The sequence below is a fragment of the Pseudomonas sp. NPDC088444 genome (assembly GCF_044900175.1).
Classification (GTDB): Bacteria; Pseudomonadota; Gammaproteobacteria; order Pseudomonadales; family Pseudomonadaceae; genus Aquipseudomonas.
This window is the reverse complement of the sequence record NZ_JBJDNK010000020.1, coordinates 1-22,830: the sequence shown is the minus strand read 5'-3', so window position 1 is coordinate 22,830 and position 22,830 is coordinate 1. Positions and strand designations below refer to the sequence as shown.

Sequence of the window (22,830 nt, the reverse complement as noted above, 5' to 3'; positions counted from 1 at the left end):
CCGCCAGGCTTACGCCAACAACGAATAGATCAGCGCCGAAATCGACACCAGCCCAACCACGACAACGAACACGTTGGACAGCTTGCCTGCGTACTGACGCATCGCAGGCACTTTACGCACGGCGTACATCGGCATGAGGAACAACAATGCCGCGATGACCGGGCCACCCAAGGTTTCGATCATGCCCAGAATGCTCGGGTTGAGCGTTGCCACCAGCCAGCAGACCACCAGCATGAAACCTGCGGTCAAACGGTCCAGCGCACGGGGCGACGGGCGTCGGCCGCTCTTGATCACCAGGCCTTTCAAGCCCTCGCTGGCGCCGATGTAGTGGCCCAGGAACGACTTGGTGATCGCCACAAAGGCAATCAGCGGTGCCGCGAACGCGATGGTCGGGTTGCTGAAATGGTTGGCCAGGTAGGACAGGATCGACAGGTTCTGCGACTTGGCTTCGGCCAGTTGTTCAGGCGACAGCGTCAACACGCAACTGAACACGAAGAAAAGCACCATCACGACCATCAGCAGGTGGGCGCGCGACAGAATCTGCGAGCTGCGCGCATCGGCCTGTTCGCCGTACTGGCGCTTTTGATCCACGGCGAACGCGGAAATGATCGGCGAATGGTTGAACGAGAACACCATCACCGGGATCGCCAGCCACAGGGTGTGCACCAATGCCGAAGGCGCGGGCACGCTGGTCGCGGTGGTCAGGATGCCGCCGGTCCAGTGCGGAATCAGAAACACTGCCAGAAACAACAGCGCGGCAATGAACGGGTAAACCATCAGGCTCATCGCCTTGACGATCATCTGCTCGCCGCAACGCACCACGGTCAGCAGGCCGATGATCAGCAAGAAGGCCAATAGGGCGCGCGGAGGTGGCTGTACGTGCAACTGGTGCTCAAGGAAGCTGCTCACGGTATTGGTCAGCGCCACGCTATAGATCAGCAGGATCGGAAACACTGCGAAGAAATACAGCAGGGTGATCAACGCACCGGCCTTCTTGCCGAAATGTTGCTCGACCACGTCGGTGATGTCGGCGCCTTCGCGACCGGACAGCACGAAACGGGTCAGCCCCCGGTGTGCATAGAACGTCATGGGGAACGCCAGCAATGCCAGAATCAGCAGCGGCCAGAAGCCGCCAATGCCTGCGTTGATCGGCAGAAACAGCGTGCCTGCGCCGATGGCGGTGCCAAAAAGGCCAAGCATCCAGGTGGTGTCCTGGCGCTGCCATTGGGTGATGTTCGGGGTCACGCTCGCGGGCGCGGCGTCGATGGGTTGCTCGACGCTGTTGGCCTGATCATTCATCCGGTCGATTTCTCCGTTGCCGGTGATAGCTACAAGGTCAAAAGCGCGTCGAAAAGCTCGGCAGTCAGCGCCCCTGACCGGTTCTCTACAGGGAAAGGGGCGCGATTGTCCGGGATTGGCGAGCAGAATCAAAGGGTTGTCGGAGAGATGGTCGTCGAATCAGCATTTTCCGACGAGCGAGTGCGGCACCAGATCGTGTAAGGAGGCGCTGGATTTGGCACAGCCGAGCGGTCTGTTTGACACCGACTCAAGCATAAAAAAGACCCCGAGATGCGAACCAAACAACGCATGGCCTGGATAAGGATTCGATCTTCAATGCGAGGCAGAGCCTGAGCCAAGATAGCAAGGTTAACGCCCTCATGTTTGAGCGCAAAAATGATGTGGGCGAGAAAATCGCCGGCCTCTGGGGCGACCGCCCGTGGCACTGCAAGCGCGCCGTTGAGCCGTTCAATGCGGGTAACCGGTTGAACGCGTGCGGGCTTCTTTACCCCAATCACCTTCAGCCCCATGGCATCGATCAAATAGGCATAACCCACCAGATTTCCCATTATTTCCCCGATCGCTGGCTAGATTTTTTTAACCGGGCCAATGGAGTGCGCTTTTCCAGCCGGAAACTCAATGGATGTCGGCAGTAGGCTACATCACGGCTTAAGAAGCGCATCTAGATGTCAGTCGCTCTGTCCAGAGCAGCAACCCGCTCGGGCTCTCAATACAGCAGCATCTCCACCCTTAGGGCCTATGCATAAGCCAGGGTCGCGAATTGATGTCCATCAGTAAACCCAGACATGTCAGCTGTCAGCAACGTCGTCTACGGAATGTCTTGGGAACCAAATCCAAGCCTGAGCCCACTCAAGGAAAAACATCAATGGGAAAAATACAATGCAAGCGTTATCCAAAATTACCGGCGGGATGATCCCATCGTCTTCTACCTACCGTCTTAATCATAAAGTCTCCGACGGTCCAGTGAGCGGGCAAGAGTTCAAAGCCAACTTACAGCCTCGCTTCGATAAACTTGCGGGCCGTGATCAGCAGCCTGACATCTGCTACCGCGCCGCGGTTCATGCCGCACGTGCCGGAAACGCGATCACTAAAGATGCGGAGAAAGCTCTTAATGAAGGGAAAAACTATCCCCCCAGTTACCTTAAGCTTATGGGGATAAGCGAACAGTCGAAGCGACTGGACTTTAATTCCACAGACATCCCGGAATCAGGCTTCTTAAACTTTCACAGCGCTACGGAAGGACGCTTGGTGCACACTGCATACGTTCATAGGGATCCGGACGGTCGTCTGTTATTAGCTCACAATAACGGGCTGTCGCTGGATCGAGAGCTCGGCATGCCTGAGAGAACTGGCGGTGTTAACGTGCACGACATTACAACAGGGCATGATGGCGACATCAACCGCTATCTCAGCACAAACAAACTAAGTTTTCATTATTCTCCGGCGTCTGAGGTCAATGGACGAGCTTAGTCTCAGCTTCTATCTGACGGCTCAAAACTCCCCCGACCTGGTATGTCCTCGTCTCCCCCACTCAGCATTAATCCCTTGGATACTATCGGAGAGAATGTCTGAATTATCGAGTCTCAACTGGCTTGACCGACGCGTCGTCTGGCCTGGACTGATTTCGTCTGTGCGGTGGGCAGACGAGGGACGACGCTCTCATGTTTATTTATTGCAAAAATCTGAGAGCTGGTACCAATTTTTTTGAAAACCGATTCCAAGAATGCTGACCGGTAGCGCTATCTGTCCCCTAATGTCATGAGTGTCGTTCCACGCAATAATGAAAACCTACGCAGATGTCCGAAAATGGCCAGTCGCAATGATCGGTCACCGGTATGATGCCTTTCATGCAAAACATCATCGCCTCCCCTGAAAGTGACGCCTGCTACCTGGCATTGAAAGCGCACGATGCGCGATTCGATGGGTCATTCTTTGCGGCCGTCACAAGCACTGGCATTTACTGCCGACCGGTGTGCCGCGTGAAAACCCCGCGGCGCGAGAACATTCATTTCTATCGTCATGCCGCCCAGGCAGAGGCGGCAGGGTTCAGGCCCTGTCTGCGATGCCGCCCGGAGCTGGCGCCGCACGCGGTGTCCTGGAGCACCGAGGATGCCTCCCGCATACTCGCGTTGCAGGCGGCCCGCATGATGGACGAGCCACAGGTCTGGAGCAGCACGTCATCCCCTGCGGATGACGTTTCGATGCCCACAAGAGGCGGCCTGATGGCCCGCGTGGCGCAACGGCTCGGGGTAAGCGATCGGCATTTGCGCCGCATTTTCGAGGCCCACTTCGGTGTCTCGCCGCTTCAATATTTGCAGACTCGTCGCTTGCTGGCGGCCAAACAGCTGATTGCCGACACCCGCTTGCCCATGGCCCAGGTGGCCTTGTCTAGTGGCTTCTCCAGTGTGCGGCGCTTCAACGATGCGTTTTCGCAGCATTACGGCCTGAACCCCAGCGCCCTTCGACGTGCCAAGCAAGCACCTGACGGTCAAGGCGTCAGCGTCAAGCTGGGGTGGCGCCCACCCTATGATGTGGCCGCGATGCTGAATTTCCTCCACTTTCGCGGCCTTGCCGGTGTCGAGTACGTAGAGGGTCAGGACTATTGGCGCACGCTGCACGTGATTCAGGATGGACAAACCCGCCAAGGCTGGATACGTGTCCGCTTCGATGAGGCGTGTGCAATGGCGGTGGTCACCCTCAGCGACTCATTGGCGGCTGCCCTGCCTGCGCTGATCAACCGCGTGCGGGCCGCATTCGATCTGGACGCCGATCCGATAGCGATCAATGCCACGCTACATGACGACTTTCCCCTCTGTGACGGCTTGCGCGTGCCCGGCACACTGGACGGCTTCGAACTGGCGGTACGCGCGGTGCTGGGGCAACAAATCACGGTGGCTGCGGCCCGCACGCTCGGCGCGCGTCTGGTGGGCGCGTTCGGAGAACCTGTCGAGACGCCCGTTGCAGGGCTGAATCGGCTGTTTCCGACACCTGCCGCGCTGGCAGCGGCAGGCCCGGACGCATTGGGTCGACTGGGCATCACCCGGCAACGTCAGGCTGCACTGCATGGACTATCGGAAGCGGTACTCAGTGGACAACTGGTGTTGAGCCCCGGGGGCGATGTCGCGATGACGTGTGCCGATTTGCGCAAGCTGCCCGGCATCGGCGACTGGACGGCGCAATACATCGCCATGCGCGCTCTGCGCTGGCCCGATGCATTTCCCGCAGGCGACGTGGCGCTGCAAAAAGCTCTTAAGGTCGGCACGGCCAAAGCGGCCGAACAGGCTGCGCAACGCTGGCGCCCCTGGCGAAGTTATGCGGTGCTGCGTGCCTGGCACAGCCTAGCCGACAGTCAACCACGTTCCACATCACATCACAGCCCAGCACAGCTCATCCCGAGCACCGTGATCGGACGGGGTCATCTTTATTGAACGGAGCTTGCACCGCCCCATGAACTCACTGACTCACCCCCTTGGGCAGTTGCACGGCCAGAGCGACCCGTTTGGCGACAGCAAACCCGAGTTTGCCCTCGACACCTCTTTCCGCACGGCCAAACGTGTCGATCTGGATGAGCACTCCTGGGTCGAAATCGTGCCCGGCCAAGGTCAGTGGCAGCTTTCGGACGACACGGGGCTAGGCTTCAATCTGCGTTTGTCGCAACGGCACACTCAGCTCTACCCGCAAGCCGTCGCTGCGGCTGTCGAATTTCAGTGAGCAGGAGCAGCGCTGAACGATGGCCTGCACGATCGCCAGCCCCAACCCTGCGCCCGGACTCTTGCCATTGCGCCAGAAACGCTGGGTGAGTTTGTCCAGATCCGGCTCGGGAATCCCCGGCCCATAGTCCCGCACCCGAAAATGCGCCTGACCGTCGAATGTTTCCAGGCTCAATTCGACCCGCGCGCCTACTTGCGTGTGGCGCAACGCGTTGTCCAGCAAGTTGCGCAGCGCCGCCACTGCCAGCGCCGCAGGCATCTCGACGGGCGCGGTGGACAACTGCGACGGCAGGATCAACTCGATACGCTCATCGTCGCCGTGATTGGCATCGTGAATCGCCAACCGGGCCACCTTTTCGGCATCACATTGCACACCATCATCGAACGAAAGGCTGCCCTCGACTCGCGCCAGCAATAGCAACTGTTCAAGGGTCCGGTGCATCCGGTCGGCACCCTCTTCCGCATGAGCCAGTGCCCTGTCGCGCTTGTCACCCTCGGTCATGCGCGCCACTTGCAGGTGAGTCTTGATGGCGGTCAGCGGGCTGCGCAACTCATGGGCCGCGTCGCCGGTCAGCCTGCGCTCGCGCTCAAGGGTCTGGGCAATGCGCTGGAATAGCTGGTTCTGGCTCTTTAACAATGGTTGCAATTCGCTGGGCAGGTTCGGAACGTCCAGCGGCTCGACCGAATCGGCGCTGTGTCTATTGAGCGCGTCACGCATTCGATTCAGCGGCGCCAGCCCTCGCCCAATGCCGAACCACACCAGAATCAAACTGCCGAACAACGCCACAAGTACCGGCACCGAGGCTGCCAGCAACACCGAGTGGCCCAGCACGTCCCGCTCAATCTGGCGGTCGGCCGTACTGACCCGCACACTGCCGTGCATCATGGTGTACACCCGCCAGTGCTCGCCGTTGATCATCTGGTCGACAAACCCGCTGGAATCCGCCTTCAAGGGTTCGGCGGGCGAGCTTTCAGTGCGCGCGAGTACTTGGCCGCGCAACGAACTGAGCTGGCAGGCCATGCCATTGGGAATGCCCAGATCTCCAGCACGCAGCGACTTGCCGTCACTGTCATTGGCAGGCATCTGCATTTGTTCAAGCAATCCGGCCACCATCCGCGCCGAAGCCTCCAGACGCTGGTCGAGGGATTGCATCATCTGTGTGCGCAGGTCACGCAGCATCCACGCAGCGGCCAACACCCAGATCACGATGAATGCCGAGCCCAGGGTCAGGCTCAAGCGGGTTCTGAGGCTCATCATCCCTGTGACTCCGACAGGTCACCCGCAGGCCCGAGCCGATAACCAAGGCCACGCACCGTTTCGATGATGCCGCCGCCGAGCTTGCGCCGCAGATGATGGATGTGAACGTTGAGGGCGTTGCTCTCCACTTCGTCGCCGAACCCGTACACGCAGTCCTTGAGTTGCTCGCTGGACAGCACCCGGCCGTGGTTATTTAGCAACGCTTGCAGCAGGGCCTGCTCGCGTCGCGATAAATCAACCGGCTGCCCGCCAAGACGGGTTTCACGGCTGCTGGGGTCGTACGTCAGCGGACCGTGCTCGATCACATTCACGCTGCGTCCGGCCATGCGCCGCACCAGCGTGTGCAGACGTGCGCTGAGTTCGCGCAGGTCGAAGGGTTTGAGCAGATAATCATCAGCCCCGGCCTGCAGGCCGTCGACGCGATCGGTGACGGTGTCTCGCGCCGTCAGAATCAACACGGGAATGTCGTTGCCCTGCTGACGCAACTGACGCAGCAGCTTGAGTCCGTCCTCATCGGGCAATCCAAGGTCGAGCACCATGACGTCGAAATGTGCCGCCGACAGCATCGCTCGTGCGGCCGACGCCGTCGCCACCCGGTCCACGGTCAGCCCCTGGGCGTCCAGCCCGGCCACAATGCCACTGGCGATCAGGTCGTCGTCTTCACAAAGCAATACGTGCATGGGCGGCCTCGATAAAAAAGGCGATTGAATCAGGGCGGGATTAAGGGTGGATTATGCATGGACTCGGAACGCGGAGGTATTCGCAGGCCGTTAATAGCCCCTTAATCACCGCTCATCATCCTTGCGCCATTGATGTTGGGCCGAGGTTGGCATGCGTAAGTTGTGGGTGCTGTTATTGCTGTTTTTTCCGCTGTGGGCACAGGCGTTGCCGGGCGGGGACTTGTTCAAAAAGCCCGATTTTCTGCCTGTCGAACAGGCCTTCATGTTCAGCTCGGAACGCTTGCCGACAGGCGAAACCCGCCTGTACTGGCAAATCGCGGATGGCTATTACCTGTATCAGAAGCGCCTCAAATTCGAAGGGCTTGGCGCCGACCGGCAACCTGTCTTGCCGGCTGGCGAAGACCACAACGACGAATATTTCGGCCAGCAGCAGGTGTACCGCCAGGGTCTGGAACTGGTGATTCCAGCCTCGGCCGGTGGCCAGGTCAAAGTCGGTTGGCAGGGCTGCGCTGACGCCGGCCTGTGCTATCCGCCCCAGAGCCAGATTGTTGACCTGGGCGGTGCCCACCCCACGATCATCGACGGTCAGGCGCAGGATCAGGCGTTGGCCAGCACGCTACAGGAGCGTTCGCTGGGCTGGAGCCTGCTGATCTTCTTCGGTTTGGGCCTGTTGCTGGCGTTCACCCCTTGCTCACTGCCGATGCTGCCGATCCTCGCAGGGGTCGTCGTCGGCAGCGGCGCGCGTCCACGACGAGGTTTCGCTCTGGCCAGCGCCTATGTGCTGAGCATGGCCTTGATCTATGCCGGGCTTGGTGTCGTCGCGGCCTTGCTGGGCGGCAATCTGCAATCGACCCTGCAACAACCGTGGCTGCTGGGCAGTTTCGCCGGATTGTTCGTGCTGCTTTCGCTGCCGATGTTCGGTTTCTTCGAGCTGCAACTGCCAACGTTTGTACGGGATCGTCTCGAAAGCGCCGGACGTCAGCGCCAGGGCGGCAGCCTGCTGGGCGCGAGTATTCTCGGTGCCCTGTCGGGACTGATGGTCGGCCCGTGCATGACCGCTCCGCTGGCAGGCGCGCTGCTTTATATCGCGCAGAGCGGGAACGCACTGCAGGGTGGCCTTGTACTGTTCGCGCTCGGGCTGGGGATCGGCCTTCCCCTGCTGCTGTTGGTGACGGTCGGCAACCGCTTTCTTCCCAAGCCTGGCGCGTGGATGGACATGGTCAAAGGCGTGTTTGGCTTTCTGCTGTTGGGCACCGCGCTGATCATGATCAGACCTTTGTTGGCTGAACCGCTGTGGCTGGCGCTGTTCGGTAGCCTGCTGTTGATCGTGGCGTTCAGCGTCGCACTGCAAACACGGGCAATGAAGCGCGTGGCATTGATTGGCGCGCCAGCCGGACTGATTCTCGGTTTGTGGGGCTCGATGATGCTGATAGGTGCGGCGGGTGGCGCGGACGATCCGTGGCAACCGCTGAAGGTCTACAGCGGCGCACGCTCTGGAACAAGCACCGAGCATTCAGATGCCTTCACCACGATCAAGGACCCCGCCGCGCTGGATCGAGAACTGGCGACCGCACAAGCAGCAGGCCAATGGGTGCTGATCGACTACTACGCTGACTGGTGCGTGTCCTGCAAGATCATGGAAAAAACCGTTTTCGGTAAACCCGAGGTGATCCAGGCCTTGAACGGCGTGCGTTTGCTGCGCCTGGATGTCACCGCTGATAGCGACCTCAGCCGCGCGTTGCTGAAACGCTATCAAGTGCCCGGCCCTCCCACACTGCTCTGGCTGGGACCTGACGGCAGCGAACGCCGGGAGCGGCGGATCACAGGCGAAGTCGACGACGCAGGCTTTCTCCGGCAGTGGCAAACGACCCGGGAGCGAGGCTGATGCTGAGCGTTTCGGTCGGTCCGTTCGTGTTGGCGTTGAACCACGTGCTGTTGTTCGTCGCGCTGGCACTGGCCACGCTGGTGGGCTGGCTCAGCGGACGGCGGCGGAAGGTCAATCCCGAGCGGGCGCTGTTTGGTCTGTTCCTGTTGGGGCTGCTGTTCGCCAGACTCGCTTTCGTGCTCGCGTACTGGACGCAATATCAGCCTGCCCCCTTGAGCATCGCTGATATTCGCGACGGCGGATTTCTCATCTGGCCCGGTGTGATTGCGATATTGATCGGCGCCGTGACATACGGCTGGAACCACCCTGCGCAGCGAATGCCCATGGGCTTGGCGGTCGCCAGTGGACTGGTGTTCTGGGGCCTGAGCAATATCGGGCTGAACGCCCGGCAAGACGCCACTCAACTGCCGGACCTGATCCTGCGCAACGCCAACGGCGAGGCCGTTCACCTGCGCGATTATCGGGGCAAGCCACTGGTGATCAACCTCTGGGCAGCATGGTGTCCGCCGTGTCGTCGTGAAATGCCCGTTTTGGCAGCGGCTCAACAGGGCCATCCCGACGTGACGTTCCTGTTTGTGAATCAGGCTGAAAGTCCTCGGGAGGTCGCGACTTTTCTCGCCGGGCAAGGTCTGCATCTGGACAACGTTCTGTTCGACAGCAGCGCAACGCTGGCGCGACAGGTGGGGTCGTCCGGCCTGCCCACAACGCTTTTTTATGCCTCGAACGCTCGTCTGACCGGTAGCCACGTGGGCGAGCTGTCCGACGCCAGCCTGAAGCACGCGCTGAGCACATTCAGTGCCACAGAGGCGCCTTTACCTTCCAGGAGTACTCAATGAGTTTCATGCGTTTTTCCACCCTCGCGGTCGCGAGTTTGCTCGCCATGAACAGCAGCTTGTCACTGGCCGAAGAACTGCCCGAGCCGATCAAGGCACTGCAAGCCAAGGGCGCGACGATCAAAGGCGCATTCGATGCCCCCGGTGGACTCAAGGGTTATGCCGCCGAATACCAGCGTCAAGGCATGGCGCTGTATCTGACACCGGATGGCAAACATGTGCTGGCAGGCAACCTGTTCGATGAGAAGGGCGTGGACCTCAGCGAAGCGCCGCTGCAAAAACTCGTCTACGACCCGATGACCAAGGCCATGTGGAGCCAGATGGAAAACAGCACCTGGATCGCCGACGGTGCCAAGACCGCGCCCAAAGTGATCTACCTGTTCAGCGACGCCAACTGTCCCTACTGCAATATGTTCTGGGAACAGGCGCGCCCTTGGGTCAAATCCGGCAAAGTGCAATTGCGCCACATCATGGTCGGCGTCATTCGCGAAGACAGCGCCGCCAAGGCCGCGACATTGCTGGCCGACGCTAACCCCGAAGTGGCCCTGCAAAAGCATGAGCAGGCCGGCAAGAGCAGCACACTCAAGGCGATGGCAACGATCCCGAAAGATATTCAGGCCAAACTCGACGCCAACATGAAACTCATGGATGACATGGGGCTTTCGGCGACACCGTCGATTTTCTACAAGGACGAGAACGGCCAGGTGCAGCAACAACAGGGCGCGCCAAGGCCGGAGGTGCTGGCAAAGATGATGGGACCCAGATAACGCTGCCGGGCTGTGACGCTGAGCTGTGACCTTCTGACCAATGGCAACCTGGCTCGAAAAGTGGATACTGCATCGGCATGCCAACCATGTAAAAATGTCGATCACCATTTCAAGAGCCAAGTCGGGAGGCTCGTTCAATGCGTTACGCCGAAGATCACAAAGCCCAGACCCATCAGCGCATCCTTCACGAAGCAGCCGCACGCTTTCGTCGTGACGGTATCGGCGCGACCGGTTTGCAGCCACTGATGAAGGCACTGGGCCTGACCCATGGCGGGTTCTATGCCCATTTCAAATCCAAGGATGACCTGGTCGAAAAGGCACTGCGTTGCGCAGTGGACCAACTGACTGAAGCCCAGACTGCTGCCGCGCCTGTGGCTCCGTCGGCTGAAGCATTCATTGAAAATTACCTGTCGGCGGAACATCGCTCGGCCCCTGAAAGTGGCTGCCCGTTGCCGACCATGTCGTCGGAACTGGGCCAGCGTGGCCAGCCGAGCGAAATCACCGACGAGTTGATTCAAAAGATGCTGGCGACACTGGAGGCGGGTCTGCCCGCCGATCAGCAAGACAGCGACAAGTGCGTGATGATCATGTCCAGTCTGGTGGGTGCCATCGTCCTTGCGCGCGGTGCCAAAGATCCACAACTGGCCGAACGCATCCTGAAAACCACCTGCGCACAACTCAAGCAGCAAGTGGCCTCTGCCTGAGTCGCTACCGCCTGAAATGAAAAAGCCCCTGACCTCAGGGGCTTTTCTGCATCAGGGCTGCCAGCGGCGGAACAACACGCTGGCGTTAACGCCACCAAATCCAAATCCGTTCGACAACGCGTAATCGATCTTCATGGGCCGGGCTTCACCCCGGATAAGGTCGATACCCTCTGCCGCTTCGTCCGGGTTCTCCAGATTGAGTGTCATCGGTGCGATCTGATCGCGAATCGCCAGGGCGGTGAAAATCGCCTCGATCCCGCCCGCTGCGCCCAGCAAATGCCCGGTCGCCGATTTGGTCGAGGTCACCGCAACGCCGTTCTGATCACCGAATACCGTTTTGATCGCTGCCATCTCCCCTTTGTCCCCTACCGGGGTGGAGGTGGCATGGGCATTGAGGTGCTGAATGTCCGACGGTTTGATGCCGGCCTGGCGAATGGCAGCCTGCATGGCCCGGCGAGCACCGCTGCCATCCTCCGGCCCGGCCGTGAGGTGGTAGGCATCAGCACTGGTGCCGTAACCCACCAGTTCGACGATGGGGGTCGCGCCTCGCGCCAACGCATGCTCCAGGGTTTCGATCACCACTATTCCGGCGCCCTCTCCCATGACAAAGCCGTCGCGGTCGCGATCAAACGGACGAGAGGCCCGCTCGGGGTTGTCATTGAAGCCACTGGACAACGCCCGGGCGGCCGCAAAACCGCCCAATGACACACGATCGACGCAGGCTTCGGCACCACCGCAAACGGCGATATCCACTTCACCCGCAAGGATCATCCGGGCGGCGTCACCGATGGCCTGCACCCCGGCGGCACAAGCCGTGACCGGAGCGCCAAGCGGGCCCTTGAAACCATGCTGGATCGACACATGCCCGGCAGCCAGATTGACCAGAAAAGCGGGGACCGTAAACGGTGACAGCTTGCGAGGGCCACGGCTGTCAGTGGTGCGTACCGCTTCGGCGATGGTGACAAACCCACCGATCCCCGAACCAATGACGGTCGCCGTACGCTCACGCTCTTCATCGGTCGACGGCGCCCAACCCGCTTGGGTGATCGCCTGCTGAGCCGCCGCCAGCGCGAACAGAATGAAGCGGTCCATTTTCTTCTGCTCTTTCGGCGGTGCGGCCAAATCCGCATCGAAGCCCGCTTCAGCATCGTCGGCCAACAGCGGCACCAACCCGCCGACCTTGCCAGGCAGATCCGCCACGGTCTCTTCAGGCAACCGCACGATGCCGGAGCGGCCCTGCAACAAACGTTGCCAGACCGCTTCGACGCCAGTGCCCAATGGCGTCACCAACCCCATCCCCGTCACTACGATGCGACGTTCGCTCATGCCTTCACCTTTTCACTTTCAGAACGGTCACGGACGCGAATCAAGCGCCAGTGGTCTTGTAACGGTCTGCCGCATGCTGCAAAGAAAGATTCGGCCCCAACGCCAGGCGCGCATTGACGAACGTCTGCCAATCGGCGGCGTTGGGCAGCGACGGGATGGTCACCAGTTCTTTCTGATCGAAACCGCTCAGCGCAGCGTCCACCATCTCGTTGACATCCATCACCATCTCGGCCGGAAAAGCATTGATGTCCAGACCCGAACGCTCCCAGATCTCGGTGCGCGTCGCTCCCGGCATCACCGCCTGAATCTGGACACCTTTCTCGCCAATCTCAGCGTTGAGCGATTGAGTCAGGCTCAACACATAGGCCTTGCTGGCCGCATACACCGCGTTGAAGCGCTCAGGGATCATGGGGACCACCGACGCAATATTGATGATCGCCCCCGCCCCTTTCGCAGCAAATGCCCCCGCCGCCGCAGAGGACAGGTGGGTCAAGGCTACGATGTTCAACTGGATCAGACGATCCACCTCCCCCAGATTCGCTTGCGACAGCGGCGTGCTCAACGCCACACCCGCGTTGTTCAACAGTAGGGTGATCGATGCATCCTCGCGCAAGCGCTGCTCAAGCCCTGCAACGTCTGTGGCATCCGTCAAATCGGCCTTCAGCACCTCAACCTTGACCGAGGCCTTGGCGCGCAAATCGGACGCGATCGTTTCCAGACGTGCCTGATCGCGAGCAACCAGCAGCAAGTCAAAACCGCGTTTGGCCAGGCGGTCCGCGTATGTGGCGCCGATACCTGACGAGGCGCCAGTGATGAGGGCTGTACCGAGGGTGCTGTTGGTGCTCATGGGGCATTTCTCCGTGGGGATTGAGAGTAGCAACGGGCTGATATTACGCTCGTAATTTTGCGAATTATATGTCGCCCGACATTTTTTATGTCAAGAGCAGAAAACACAGAAGGAACACGCTTGACTGTAGACGTGCAAAAAAAGACCGATCAGCTGATCGGTCTTTTTCGTGCTCGGCGCTACGTCAATCGAGGGAAAGCTTGTCCCGGTTTTTGTCCAGCAGCGCCTTGCCGATTCCCTTTACCTCAATCAGTTCATCTACGGACGTGAAGGCTCCATTCTCCTCACGATAGGCGACGATCGCCGATGCTTTAGCAGAACCAATGCCCGACAGCTCCTTCTGTAAGGTTTCTGCAGTCGCGTTGTTGATGTTGACCTTGTGCGACGATTCGGGCGATGGGACTTGAACGGAAATGGTTGAGGAAGGCGAAGGCGCGGAGGTTCCCGGCGCGGCATTGACGGCTACAGACGTACTGGCGAACAGGGCGAAGATGAGGGACGAGAGATAGGAAGTGCGCATTGAGTCATGCTCCATGTCATCGTTGGGTTGGAAAGCAGCATTCCTGAGCTGCTTTCCAAACGTAGATGACGAGGAGATCACGTCAACGCGGTGATCGGTTACCGATTATGTAGGACCGCGATCACGCAGTGATACGGGGCAGATCCCGACACAGACATCGCAAGAAACAGCGTAAACAAACATTTCACGAAGGATGAAGCGCCTAGGGCTCACGACGGCGCTGCTGATAAATCCAGTCAACGATGTCACCGTCTGGCGCATATCCGCTCACCGTGTCTCGAAGGATCTGACGAACTTTGTTGTAATCATCCTCATCCAGCGCCTTCAACAATAACGACAGGTTTTGTTTGAAAACATCCCACGACAGGTAGTCTTCTTGAGCGCTCATGATCATCGGGTGACGAGTCTCGGAAACGTTGTCACCGATCAGCAACTCTTCATAGAGTTTTTCACCCGGACGCAGCCCCGTGAACTCGATGGCAATGTCCCCTAGTGGGTTCTTTTCGGAGCGAATGCTCAAACCCGACAAGTGAACCATCTTTTCCGCCAGCTCGATAATCCGCACCGGTTCGCCCATATCGAGCACGAACACGTCGCCACCCTGCCCCATCGAACCCGCCTGAATGACCAGTTGCGCGGCCTCGGGGATGGTCATGAAATACCGGGTGATCTTGGGGTGCGTGACCGTCAACGGTCCGCCCGATTTGATCTGCTGGTGAAACAGCGGAATGACCGAGCCGGACGACCCCAGCACGTTACCGAAACGCACCATAATGAATCGGGTCTTGTTGACCTGATGCACATTGGCGCGGTCACCGAACATGACCGGTGCCGTTTCCCGACTCAGTGCTTGAAGCACCAATTCTGCGAGACGCTTGGTGCTGCCCATGACATTCGTGGGGCGTACGGCCTTGTCGGTGGAAATCAGCACAAAGTTAGCCACCCCCGCCTGTAGGGCCGCTTGCGCCGCATTCAGGGTCCCCACCACGTTATTGAGCACACCCTCCTCGATATTGTGCTCAACCATCGGCACATGCTTATACGCCGCAGCGTGATAAACCGTATCGACCTTCCAGGTCTTCATCAAGTCCAGCAACTTGCCGTGATTGCGCACCGACCCGAGCATCGGCACAAGCGTGACCTTCAACGACTCGCGCTCGATCCGCCGCTCCAGCTCGGTCAAGATGGAGTAGAGATTGAATTCACTGTGATCGAGCAACAACAACGTCGTGGGTTTGAGCGCGATGATCTGCCGACACAGCTCAGAACCGATCGAACCGCCCGCTCCCGTCACCAACACGCACTGATTCTTGATGCAATGCTCCAACAGCTCATCTTGCGCCGGAACCGCATCGCGCCCCAGCAGATCCGCAATGTCCACTTCCTGAAGATCATCGACTCTCACCCGACCGGTGGCAAGATCGGAAAAATTCGGCACGCTGCGCACGTGCAGCGGAAAACCTTCGAGAAAACCTAGGATCTCCCGGCGACGCGCCCTGGCAGACGAGGGAATCGCCAAGAGAATTTCCTGTGCGCCCGTCACGTCGATCATCTGCTGAATATGCTTGGGTTTATAGACCTGAAGGCCCGAAATCACCCGATTCGAGATGGAGTCATCGTCATCGATAAAGGCGACCGGACGCATCGAGCGGCCCATTCGAAGCGCGGCCACCAGTTGGTTACCTGCGGCTCCTGCGCCATACACCGCCACCTTCGGCAGCCCGTCATCACGGGTGGTGAACGGCACGTGCTGGGCCGCCGAAAACCAGTCCCCGAGAAAATACTGGCGCATCGCAAGGCGCAGGCCACCGATCATCACCAGACTCAACCACCAATAGTTGAACATCACAGATCGGGGCACGACGTGCTGATGGTTACTGTACAGATAGACGACGACGCCCAGAATCAAAGCAGAAAGGCTGACGGCCTTGATAATGGCAATGAGCGCATCATTACCGAAGTAGCGCATGACCGCGCGGTACATACCAATCCGAATGAACAACGGAATCGCGACGATGGGGGCGCTGATGAACAGCCAGGTGTGGATTTGCAACGGATTGATGAGGTCGTCGATTCCAAGACGAACCACGAACGCCATCCACAAGGCGAACCACACCAGACATATGTCGGTGGCGACTTGTATGACACGTTTTCTGCGCCGGGGCAGCCCCAATAACGATGCGCGTAATCTATCCATGCTTCCCTCAAACACGCGTTCAAAACTCCCTCTTATCGACCCTTAAAGCGACTCTTGATTCCTGCTGGCCGCCTAAAACCGATTAGTCGCCCCAACTGACATTCACACGTCATGTCTTTCCAGCTTTCCTGCATTAAAACGTATGGCGAGAATCACAAGCGGGACATATGCAATCCCCACGCCTACAACGCCATCCAGCCCAAAACGGGTAACGCAGATGGCAACAGGCAAAAGCCAACACAGGTTGATTACACCGACTGCGGACGTCACTGGAAGATGCCGACCGAACCTGCGAGAGGCGTATTGGTAAGCATGGCTTCGGTGAGCCTCATAGACCTTGTCGCCTCGAACGAGTCGACGAATGAGGGTAACTGTAGCGTCTACGATGAAAACCCCCAGGAGAATAAGCCATGCCCAGAAGAACTGCGAGGAAATCCATGCAGCCTGAAGCGACAACCCCCCAAGGATGATGCCCAAAAAGCCACTGCCTGCATCCCCCATGAAGATCTTCGCAGGTGGAAAGTTCCAGATAAGAAAGCCTGCAACCGAACTGCCGAGCATCACCAGCAGCCAAACTGGCCCGAAGACTCCGCTCATTGCATACATCAACGCAGCGCCCGCGCAAACGCTGATGGCCTCGACACTGGCAATGCCATCAATGCCATCCATGAAGTTATAAAGATTGAGCAACCAAACGAGATAAAACGCCGCCAGCACATGGCCCGGGACGCCCAGGTCGAGCGATGCGCCCAGCACCGTAATCGCCGGAAACCCTCCCAGCCACAACAACACCCAGCCTGCAGCAAAAAAATGCCCCAACAGGCGCCAACGCGCGGCGATATGACCGTGATCATCCAGAAAACCCAGCGCCGCAATGAACGAGCCTGCGCCAAACAATGCCAGAAATTCGGGAAAGGCAAGAGTCCCAACTCCCAGCGACCCTGCCAGCGCCAGCAGAAAAACGATGACAATCGCTACTCCACCTCCCCGGGGCGTCGGGATCGTGTGTGAACTCCTGTCATTGGGGATATCAAGCAAACTTCTTTGCAACGCATACCGCCGGAGGTAATACGTGAGAACGAATGAAAACCCGACCAACGCTAAAACTAACGACCCATGATTCATTTTTGATCCGATGCTAGAAAGTGCTCTACGGTTTTTCTCAGGCCCTGATCGACGGATACCGGAGGTGACCACTGCAATAGCTCACGACTTTTCGCGATGTCCACGCGCAATGACCCCAATACCCGTTGCGCGGCAGCCCGCCGCCCAAACAACGTAGCCCCTAAATACAGTAAGGATTGCGGGACCGGTACCAACCAGCCCGATGTCGGCATGTGCGCTCTCAGCCCTTGGATCAATCCGGCGGTGGACAAATCATGTCCATCGCTGACCAGGAATATCTGGTTGGCCGCCGCGGGATGATCAATGCATACACGAATGAAGTCGACGAGATTGTCCAGTCCGACCAGGCTGCGCGCATTATTTATGCTGCCTAACGGAAGAGGAATACCTTTGTACACAAGCCGCATGAGATGCAGGAAATTGGCTTTGACTCCCGGCCCGTAAACGAGCACGGGACGAATGATCACGACGTCCATCTCACACTGTTCGGCAAGTGCCAGAAGCCCCTGCTCTGCTTCGTACTTGGAAATGGCGTAAGGATCGGAAGGTTTGGGGTTATCATCTGGGCGAAACGCCACGTCTTTCTCGGTGGACTCTCCGTTCACCTTGACCGAACTGATGAAGATGAAGCGCCGTACACCCGCTTGCGCCGCCTGCCTTGCAAGGTTGAGCGTCCCTGCTGTGTTAACCTCCCGAAAGAGCACAAGCGGGTCCGCAGCAGTATCGCGCATAACATGCACACGAGCGGCAGCGTGAATCACGCAGTCCACGTCCGCCAGGTGAGACTCCCATGGAGTTTGAGCGTCGATATTGCCGACATTCCGGTACTCCACGCCCGGCACGGCAGGGTGCTCACCGCCCCTCGAAACGGCGACGACGCCAGCTTCGGGAAGGCTCGCAAGCGTGCTGACCAACGCACGACCGACCAGCCCGGCGCTTCCTGTCACCAGGACCTTTCTGATCATATTCAATCATTCCGTTAAAACGCACACGAGCCTGGCGCAAGACTGCCCAGGCCCGTGGCTTGCAAACGATTACTTACTGCTAAGCAACGCCTCGATTTCCCTCACCTTCGACGCGACCAGTTCAGCGTTACGTCGACTCTCGACATTCAAACGTAACAACGGCTCAGTGTTTGAACCGCGCAAGTTAAAGCGCCAGTCGGCAAACTCAAGGCTGATGCCATCGGTCTTGTCGATGTGGGAGCACGAAGGCGAATAATGCTCCAGCACCTTGTTCAAGACGGTCTTGACGTCGTCGACTTTATAGTTGATTTCGCCACTGCAAGGGTAAGCGGCCATACGCTCATCCACTAGTTGGGAGAACGACTTGCCGGACACCGACATCAACGCGGTTACCAAAAGCCAAGGGATCATGCCACTGTCACAGTAGGCAAAATCACGGAAGTAATGGTGAGCACTCATCTCGCCGCCGTACACCGCATCTTCTTTGCGCATACGCTCTTTAATGAATGCGTGTCCGGTTTTGCACAATACCGGCGTACCGCCTGCCAGTTTGACTTGGTCGATCGTGTTCCAGGTCAGGCGCGGATCATGGATGATCCTTGAGCCCGGATGCTGCTTGAGAAGCATCTCGGCCAAAAGACCGACCAGATAATAGCCTTCGACAAACCGGCCCTTTTCATCAAAAAAGAAACAACGGTCAAAGTCGCCATCCCACGCCAGCCCCAGATCACAACCATGTTTGATTAGCGCATCCCGAGTGATGTTGCGATTTTCGGGCAACAGGGGGTTCGGAACACCATTAGGGAAGTTGCCATCAGGCACAGCATTAATGATGACCCATTCAAACGGCAGTCGCGATCTGATCGTATCCAAGGCAGGGCCGACAGCACCGTTTCCGGGATCGGCCAGAATTTTCAAAGGACGGAGGTCAGCATCTTTGACGTACCCCAGCAAGTGCTCGATGTACGCCGACTTGTCCGGAGCGTGCGTGACACCACCCTTCTGCGCAGCAACGCTGCCGAAATTCCCCGCATCGACGCGCTGCCTGATGGCATCCAACCCGGTGTCTCCACTGATCGGACGCGACTCGCGCTGAACCAGCTTCATGCCGTTATACCCTTTAGGGTTATGACTGGCCGTAACCATCACCCCACCGTCGGCGACATAGTGACTGGTGGCGAAATAAACTTCTTCGGTGCCACACAAGCCGATGTCGATGACATCGGCACCAGCATCCTGAATACCTCTGGTCAGCGCTAGAGCCAACGAAGGACTTTCAAGACGCATGTCCCGACCGACCACGATATTTTTGGCGCTCAGTTCAACAACCATCGCCCGACCAATGCGGTACGCGATGTCGGCATCCAGATCATTGGGGACCTGGCCACGGATATCGTAAGCCTTGAAGCAGCGTGTCTGAATAGCGGGATAGACGGAATTCATGTGTAAAAACCTATGCGACAAAAGAAGCCCATCGGCTTCTTGGCTCAGTATAAAACGGCCCGATCCTCAGGCCGCGCGCACCCTCGCTCAATGCTGAGGCGAGGGGTTAGGCACTTAAAACGAAGATTTGTTATCCACGCGACCATAAATTTCTTTGTAGCTGAGCGGAAGGAGATCCCTTTACCCTTGAATCACAGGGGCTGGATGATAGCAAAAAGGTAGTTCAATCTCTCAGCCGCCCGTTGAAATAGAGCGCTGCGGACTTTATCGCAAGACGACGGATTCATCCCGACTACCGAATCACAACCTGCCTGGATCGGGATGCATATTGCCGCTGCAGAACCTGTTCAAGCTTCTTCTTCGCCAGATCCTGCCCATGAACCAGGCGAATCTCGGAGGGCCAATCACTCATCCCCGTCACAAAGTCCACCAGTTCCCTCTGATCCGCGTGAGCGGAGTACCCGCCAAGAGATTCAACGCCAGCCTTGATTGCATAGCGCTCTTTATCGAGCGTCACGTAACCACCCACCGGGCCATGTTTCTGGATGGCAGCACCCGGAGTGCCTTTGGCCTGATACCCCACGAACACGACATTGTGTCGAGAATCCCCCAGCATGGCTTTCAGGTAATTGACGATGCGCCCACCTGCACACATGCCGTGACCTGCGATGACAATTGCGGGACGTCCCGTGCTTGCCAGGTAATTGACCGTCTGCAAATGCCTGGCGTGGGTATCGATCGTGATCAGTTGCTTGAAGCCCAAAGGTCTGCGCCCTTCCTTCAGTCGCTCGGTCGCCTCGTCGTCCCAAATGTCATCGAATGATCGATAGACCTGAGTCAAAAGCTCGGCCAGCGGCGAGTCCAGCAATACTGGTAGCTGCGGCCAGTTAACAGGAAGAGCTGCGTCACGTCCCTCATCAATCGCACAAGACAGCGACTTGCGATGGAGAATGTCTTCGATCTCGTACAACAACTCCTGGGCCCGACCGATGCTGAATGCAGGAATGAGCACCGTGCCATGGTCAGCCAGGGCCTTATCGATGACCGCTTCAAGACGCGCCTTTCGCGTAGCGCGATCTTCATGCAACCGGTCCCCGTACGTACTTTCCAATACTAGAAGATCGGCTTTTTCGGGAGATTTTGGTTCAGGAAGAATGGGCACATGGGACGAGCCCAGGTCGCCGGAAAACACGATCCGCTGATTTTTTTGCGCTTGCGGATAGCCAACATCGCACTCGACATAAGCAGAACCCAGCACATGGCCAGCACGCTGCAAACGAATTCGACAGGAAGCTGTCGGCGTATCGAGCACACCCAGCCATGCGTCAAATGGAGCCGCGATGATTCTCTGCTGCACCTGCTTGAGGCATCGTTCGATCTGATGCTCATCGTACCCCGGCCCGACGCGGAGTGAGTCTTCAAGCATCAACGGCAACAGTTGGGCCGACGGCTCGCTGCACAGGATCGGCCCCTTGAACCCGGCCGATAGCAACTCAGGAATACGCCCGATGTGATCGGCATGGACGTGAGTAACGATCAACAACTTGAGATGGGAAACTTCAAAATCAATGCTGGAGGCTGTTTCGCCGAAACGCGCCATCAGCTCAGCTTCATCGCCCTGAAACAGTCCGCAGTCAACTAGAAGACCGAAGCCAGCGTCGACCCGCAGTTCGTGGCAAGACCCTGTTACACCCTCTCCAGCGCCGTGATGGATGATTTCTGGGTATTTCATGAGGCTCCCTCTCGCTTCACTACCTTGGAAAGCGGAGCAGCTTAACGGGACTGAACACCTTCTTCAGTCGTTAAGTTTTTCGAGAGTTTTCGGAAATACTCAGGAACACTTCCCTCAGGACACGAGAGGGAATTCGTGCCTTGAGAGCAGCTTGATCATGCGAAACGAGACGGTTTGGGCTTTTTGCGAAAGCGGGTCATCCAGGCCAGAACCGGTCCGATCGACATACCCACCAACAACGCCAGAATCACTGGCACCGCAACCGAAAGCTCGGGAGCAGACCAGCCAAAAAACACCAACGCCACAGGCTGCTGATTTTCCAGCATGAAGACCACCGTTGCCGCAACGATCAGCACGACAACGACGAAGAAAATCAGGCGTTTGAGATTTCGCATTCAGCGCTCCTTCAGAAAATCATTGGAGCCCGTGCTCCTCCTCTTCGTTCACTCGATCGCGCAGTTCTTTTCCGGGCTTGAAGTGAGGAACGAATTTTCCGTCGAGACTGACGGATTGACCGGTTTTTGGATTACGACCCACGCGTGGCGCACGGTAGTGCAGCGAAAAGCTGCCAAAGCCCCGTATTTCAATACGGTCGCCTGTTGCGAGGCATTGCGACATCTGTTCAAGCATGGTCTTGATGGCCAGCTCCACATCCTTTGATGAGAGCAGTCCTTGATGGGTGACAATTCGTTCGATCAACTCCGACTTCGTCATATTTTTCCCTTCTTTTTCAAGCAGCTAGGTTAAGCGCTTTGAAGGTTTTAGCACGATCGAAAGTATTTGAACAGCCCGCACATGCACATATATGAACAGTGAGTCCAGGCAGTAGGCCATTATTTTTTACAACCCTTGCCCACCGGGCCTTGTGGCGACTGAAAGACTCCCTCCAAGCTTGCGGAAAAACCAGCGCCCACAAAAAAGGGCGACCGAAGTCGCCCTTTTCAATGGTCAGACAGAACTCAGTTCTGTTTTTCCATTTGAGCACGCAGCAGGTCGCCCAGAGTGGTAGGACCTGTGTTCTCAGCGGTGTCAGGCTTGCTACGCAGGCTCTGAATCGCTTCTTTCTCGTCTTCAACGTCTTTCGACTTGATGGACAAGCTGATTACGCGGCTCTTACGGTCAACGCTGATGATCTTCGCTTCGATCTCTTCGCCTTCTTTCAGAACGTTACGCGCGTCTTCAACGCGGTCACGGCTGATTTCGGAAGCTTTCAGAGTCGCTTCGATGTCGTCTGCCAGCGTGATGATGGCGCCTTTGGCGTCAACTTCTTTAACGGTACCGCGAACGATAGCGCCTTTGTCATTGACAGTGACGTACTCGGAGAACGGATCGCTTTCCAGTTGCTTGATACCCAGCGAGATGCGCTCACGCTCTGGGTCAACCGACAGGATTACAGTGTCCAGCTCGTCGCCTTTCTTGAAGCGACGCACGGCTTCTTCGCCGACTTCGTTCCAGGAGATGTCCGACAGGTGAACCAGACCGTCGATGCCGCCGTCCAGACCAATGAAGATACCGAAATCGGTGATCGACTTGATGGTG

The 22,830-nt window shown here is 57.9% G+C and carries 22 protein-coding genes; 8 read left to right on the top strand and 14 right to left on the bottom strand.

Going from position 1 to position 22,830, the window contains the following annotated elements; genetic code table 11:
• Positions 1-9 precede the first annotated feature (9 nt).
• Entirely contained in the window at positions 10-1,299 is a 1,290-nt protein-coding gene (locus ACI2KB_RS27670) for a serine/threonine transporter (protein ID WP_404640042.1), read from the bottom strand.
• A gap of 359 nt (positions 1,300-1,658) precedes the next feature.
• Between ACI2KB_RS27670 and ACI2KB_RS27665 the strand changes: the two genes are divergently transcribed.
• The 4 genes from ACI2KB_RS27665 to ACI2KB_RS27650 all read left to right on the top strand — a co-directional run bounded on the left by ACI2KB_RS27665 (position 1,659) and on the right by ACI2KB_RS27650 (position 5,010).
• The gene (locus ACI2KB_RS27665) at positions 1,659-1,934 is read left to right on the top strand and encodes a hypothetical protein (RefSeq protein WP_404640040.1); all 276 of its coding nucleotides are present in this window, start codon (positions 1,659-1,661) and stop codon (positions 1,932-1,934) included.
• Positions 1,935-2,178: 244 nt separating this feature from the next.
• A complete protein-coding gene (locus ACI2KB_RS27660) occupies positions 2,179-2,769 on the top strand; it encodes a hypothetical protein (protein ID WP_404640038.1) in 591 nt (196 codons plus the stop codon).
• A 377-nt stretch (positions 2,770-3,146) separates the two neighbouring features.
• The gene (locus tag ACI2KB_RS27655; protein WP_404640036.1) at positions 3,147-4,727 is read left to right on the top strand and encodes an AlkA N-terminal domain-containing protein; all 1,581 of its coding nucleotides are present in this window, start codon (positions 3,147-3,149) and stop codon (positions 4,725-4,727) included.
• A gap of 19 nt (positions 4,728-4,746) precedes the next feature.
• Complete coding sequence (locus ACI2KB_RS27650) at positions 4,747-5,010, top strand: hypothetical protein (RefSeq protein WP_404640034.1); 264 nt, start codon at positions 4,747-4,749, stop codon at positions 5,008-5,010.
• Here the strand turns inward: ACI2KB_RS27650 and ACI2KB_RS27645 are convergent.
• Together ACI2KB_RS27645 and ACI2KB_RS27640 are read right to left on the bottom strand one after the other, a co-directional pair.
• The gene (locus tag ACI2KB_RS27645) at positions 4,930-6,267 is read right to left on the bottom strand and encodes an ATP-binding protein (protein ID WP_404640032.1); all 1,338 of its coding nucleotides are present in this window, start codon (positions 6,265-6,267) and stop codon (positions 4,930-4,932) included. The genes ACI2KB_RS27650 and ACI2KB_RS27645 overlap by 81 nt on opposite strands.
• Entirely contained in the window at positions 6,264-6,947 is a 684-nt protein-coding gene (locus ACI2KB_RS27640; RefSeq protein WP_404640030.1) for a response regulator, read from the bottom strand. The genes ACI2KB_RS27645 and ACI2KB_RS27640 overlap by 4 nt, the downstream gene beginning before the upstream one ends.
• 151 nt (positions 6,948-7,098) lie before the next feature.
• Here ACI2KB_RS27640 and dsbD point away from each other — a divergent pair, with 151 nt between their 5' ends.
• The 4 genes from dsbD (at position 7,099) to ACI2KB_RS27620 (ending at position 11,136) form a co-directional block, all read left to right on the top strand.
• The gene (gene dsbD, locus ACI2KB_RS27635) at positions 7,099-8,832 is read left to right on the top strand and encodes a protein-disulfide reductase DsbD (RefSeq protein WP_404640028.1); all 1,734 of its coding nucleotides are present in this window, start codon (positions 7,099-7,101) and stop codon (positions 8,830-8,832) included.
• Positions 8,832-9,668: a TlpA family protein disulfide reductase gene (locus ACI2KB_RS27630; RefSeq protein ID WP_404640026.1), complete on the top strand. Its 837-nt coding sequence runs from the start codon at positions 8,832-8,834 to the stop codon at positions 9,666-9,668. The genes dsbD and ACI2KB_RS27630 overlap by 1 nt, the downstream gene beginning before the upstream one ends.
• A 5-nt stretch (positions 9,669-9,673) precedes the next feature.
• Positions 9,674-10,432: a thiol:disulfide interchange protein DsbG gene (gene dsbG, locus ACI2KB_RS27625; protein ID WP_404640124.1), complete on the top strand. Its 759-nt coding sequence runs from the start codon at positions 9,674-9,676 to the stop codon at positions 10,430-10,432.
• A gap of 137 nt (positions 10,433-10,569) precedes the next feature.
• Positions 10,570-11,136, top strand: coding sequence for a TetR/AcrR family transcriptional regulator (locus ACI2KB_RS27620; protein ID WP_404640024.1), 567 nt, complete (start codon positions 10,570-10,572; stop codon positions 11,134-11,136).
• Between the two features lie 51 nt (positions 11,137-11,187).
• Here ACI2KB_RS27620 and fabF read toward each other — a convergent pair whose 3' ends face one another.
• From fabF to ACI2KB_RS27565, 11 genes are all read right to left on the bottom strand, one after another.
• Complete coding sequence (fabF, locus tag ACI2KB_RS27615) at positions 11,188-12,462, bottom strand: beta-ketoacyl-ACP synthase II (RefSeq protein ID WP_404640022.1); 1,275 nt, start codon at positions 12,460-12,462, stop codon at positions 11,188-11,190.
• A gap of 40 nt (positions 12,463-12,502) precedes the next feature.
• On the bottom strand, positions 12,503-13,309 hold the full coding sequence (locus tag ACI2KB_RS27610; protein ID WP_404640020.1) for an SDR family NAD(P)-dependent oxidoreductase: 807 nt from the start codon (positions 13,307-13,309) through the stop codon (positions 12,503-12,505).
• A 184-nt stretch (positions 13,310-13,493) separates the two neighbouring features.
• On the bottom strand, positions 13,494-13,829 hold the full coding sequence (locus tag ACI2KB_RS27605; RefSeq protein ID WP_404640018.1) for a ComEA family DNA-binding protein: 336 nt from the start codon (positions 13,827-13,829) through the stop codon (positions 13,494-13,496).
• A 202-nt stretch (positions 13,830-14,031) separates the two neighbouring features.
• The gene (locus ACI2KB_RS27600) at positions 14,032-16,026 is read right to left on the bottom strand and encodes a polysaccharide biosynthesis protein (RefSeq protein ID WP_404640016.1); all 1,995 of its coding nucleotides are present in this window, start codon (positions 16,024-16,026) and stop codon (positions 14,032-14,034) included.
• A 102-nt stretch (positions 16,027-16,128) separates the two neighbouring features.
• Complete coding sequence (locus ACI2KB_RS27595) at positions 16,129-17,151, bottom strand: glycosyltransferase family 4 protein (RefSeq protein ID WP_404640014.1); 1,023 nt, start codon at positions 17,149-17,151, stop codon at positions 16,129-16,131.
• A complete protein-coding gene (locus ACI2KB_RS27590) occupies positions 17,148-18,116 on the bottom strand; it encodes a UDP-glucose 4-epimerase family protein (protein WP_404640012.1) in 969 nt (322 codons plus the stop codon). Before ACI2KB_RS27590 ends, ACI2KB_RS27595 begins: the two co-directional genes overlap by 4 nt.
• Positions 18,117-18,185: 69 nt before the next feature.
• The gene (locus ACI2KB_RS27585; protein WP_404640010.1) at positions 18,186-19,559 is read right to left on the bottom strand and encodes a phosphomannomutase; all 1,374 of its coding nucleotides are present in this window, start codon (positions 19,557-19,559) and stop codon (positions 18,186-18,188) included.
• Between the two features lie 292 nt (positions 19,560-19,851).
• The gene (locus ACI2KB_RS27580) at positions 19,852-21,291 is read right to left on the bottom strand and encodes an MBL fold metallo-hydrolase (RefSeq protein WP_404640008.1); all 1,440 of its coding nucleotides are present in this window, start codon (positions 21,289-21,291) and stop codon (positions 19,852-19,854) included.
• 155 nt (positions 21,292-21,446) lie between these two features.
• Positions 21,447-21,686, bottom strand: coding sequence for a lipopolysaccharide assembly protein LapA domain-containing protein (locus ACI2KB_RS27575; protein WP_404640006.1), 240 nt, complete (start codon positions 21,684-21,686; stop codon positions 21,447-21,449).
• Between the two features lie 19 nt (positions 21,687-21,705).
• A complete protein-coding gene (gene ihfB, locus ACI2KB_RS27570; protein ID WP_108237235.1) occupies positions 21,706-22,005 on the bottom strand; it encodes an integration host factor subunit beta in 300 nt (99 codons plus the stop codon).
• A gap of 245 nt (positions 22,006-22,250) precedes the next feature.
• A partial coding sequence (locus tag ACI2KB_RS27565) for a S1 RNA-binding domain-containing protein (RefSeq protein ID WP_404640004.1) occupies positions 22,251-22,830 on the bottom strand: 580 nt, incomplete at its 5' end.

Excerpts from the sequence above, each read along its gene's own strand:
- ACI2KB_RS27670 (WP_404640042.1), bottom strand. The coding sequence starts at position 1,299 with ATGAATGATCAGGCCAACAGCGTCGAGCAACCCATCGACGCCGCGCCC.
- ACI2KB_RS27665 (WP_404640040.1), top strand. The coding sequence starts at position 1,659 with ATGTTTGAGCGCAAAAATGATGTGGGCGAGAAAATCGCCGGCCTCTGG.
- ACI2KB_RS27660 (WP_404640038.1), top strand. The coding sequence starts at position 2,179 with ATGCAAGCGTTATCCAAAATTACCGGCGGGATGATCCCATCGTCTTCT.
- ACI2KB_RS27655 (WP_404640036.1), top strand. The coding sequence starts at position 3,147 with ATGCAAAACATCATCGCCTCCCCTGAAAGTGACGCCTGCTACCTGGCA.
- ACI2KB_RS27650 (WP_404640034.1), top strand. The coding sequence starts at position 4,747 with ATGAACTCACTGACTCACCCCCTTGGGCAGTTGCACGGCCAGAGCGAC.
- ACI2KB_RS27645 (WP_404640032.1), bottom strand. The coding sequence starts at position 6,267 with ATGATGAGCCTCAGAACCCGCTTGAGCCTGACCCTGGGCTCGGCATTC.
- ACI2KB_RS27640 (WP_404640030.1), bottom strand. The coding sequence starts at position 6,947 with ATGCACGTATTGCTTTGTGAAGACGACGACCTGATCGCCAGTGGCATT.
- dsbD (WP_404640028.1), top strand. The coding sequence starts at position 7,099 with ATGCGTAAGTTGTGGGTGCTGTTATTGCTGTTTTTTCCGCTGTGGGCA.
- ACI2KB_RS27630 (WP_404640026.1), top strand. The coding sequence starts at position 8,832 with ATGCTGAGCGTTTCGGTCGGTCCGTTCGTGTTGGCGTTGAACCACGTG.
- dsbG (WP_404640124.1), top strand. The coding sequence starts at position 9,674 with ATGCGTTTTTCCACCCTCGCGGTCGCGAGTTTGCTCGCCATGAACAGC.
- ACI2KB_RS27620 (WP_404640024.1), top strand. The coding sequence starts at position 10,570 with ATGCGTTACGCCGAAGATCACAAAGCCCAGACCCATCAGCGCATCCTT.
- fabF (WP_404640022.1), bottom strand. The coding sequence starts at position 12,462 with ATGAGCGAACGTCGCATCGTAGTGACGGGGATGGGGTTGGTGACGCCA.
- ACI2KB_RS27610 (WP_404640020.1), bottom strand. The coding sequence starts at position 13,309 with ATGAGCACCAACAGCACCCTCGGTACAGCCCTCATCACTGGCGCCTCG.
- ACI2KB_RS27605 (WP_404640018.1), bottom strand. The coding sequence starts at position 13,829 with ATGCGCACTTCCTATCTCTCGTCCCTCATCTTCGCCCTGTTCGCCAGT.
- ACI2KB_RS27600 (WP_404640016.1), bottom strand. The coding sequence starts at position 16,026 with ATGGATAGATTACGCGCATCGTTATTGGGGCTGCCCCGGCGCAGAAAA.
- ACI2KB_RS27595 (WP_404640014.1), bottom strand. The coding sequence starts at position 17,151 with ATGAATCATGGGTCGTTAGTTTTAGCGTTGGTCGGGTTTTCATTCGTT.
- ACI2KB_RS27590 (WP_404640012.1), bottom strand. The coding sequence starts at position 18,116 with ATGATCAGAAAGGTCCTGGTGACAGGAAGCGCCGGGCTGGTCGGTCGT.
- ACI2KB_RS27585 (WP_404640010.1), bottom strand. The coding sequence starts at position 19,559 with ATGAATTCCGTCTATCCCGCTATTCAGACACGCTGCTTCAAGGCTTAC.
- ACI2KB_RS27580 (WP_404640008.1), bottom strand. The coding sequence starts at position 21,291 with ATGAAATACCCAGAAATCATCCATCACGGCGCTGGAGAGGGTGTAACA.
- ACI2KB_RS27575 (WP_404640006.1), bottom strand. The coding sequence starts at position 21,686 with ATGCGAAATCTCAAACGCCTGATTTTCTTCGTCGTTGTCGTGCTGATC.
- ihfB (WP_108237235.1), bottom strand. The coding sequence starts at position 22,005 with ATGACGAAGTCGGAGTTGATCGAACGAATTGTCACCCATCAAGGACTG.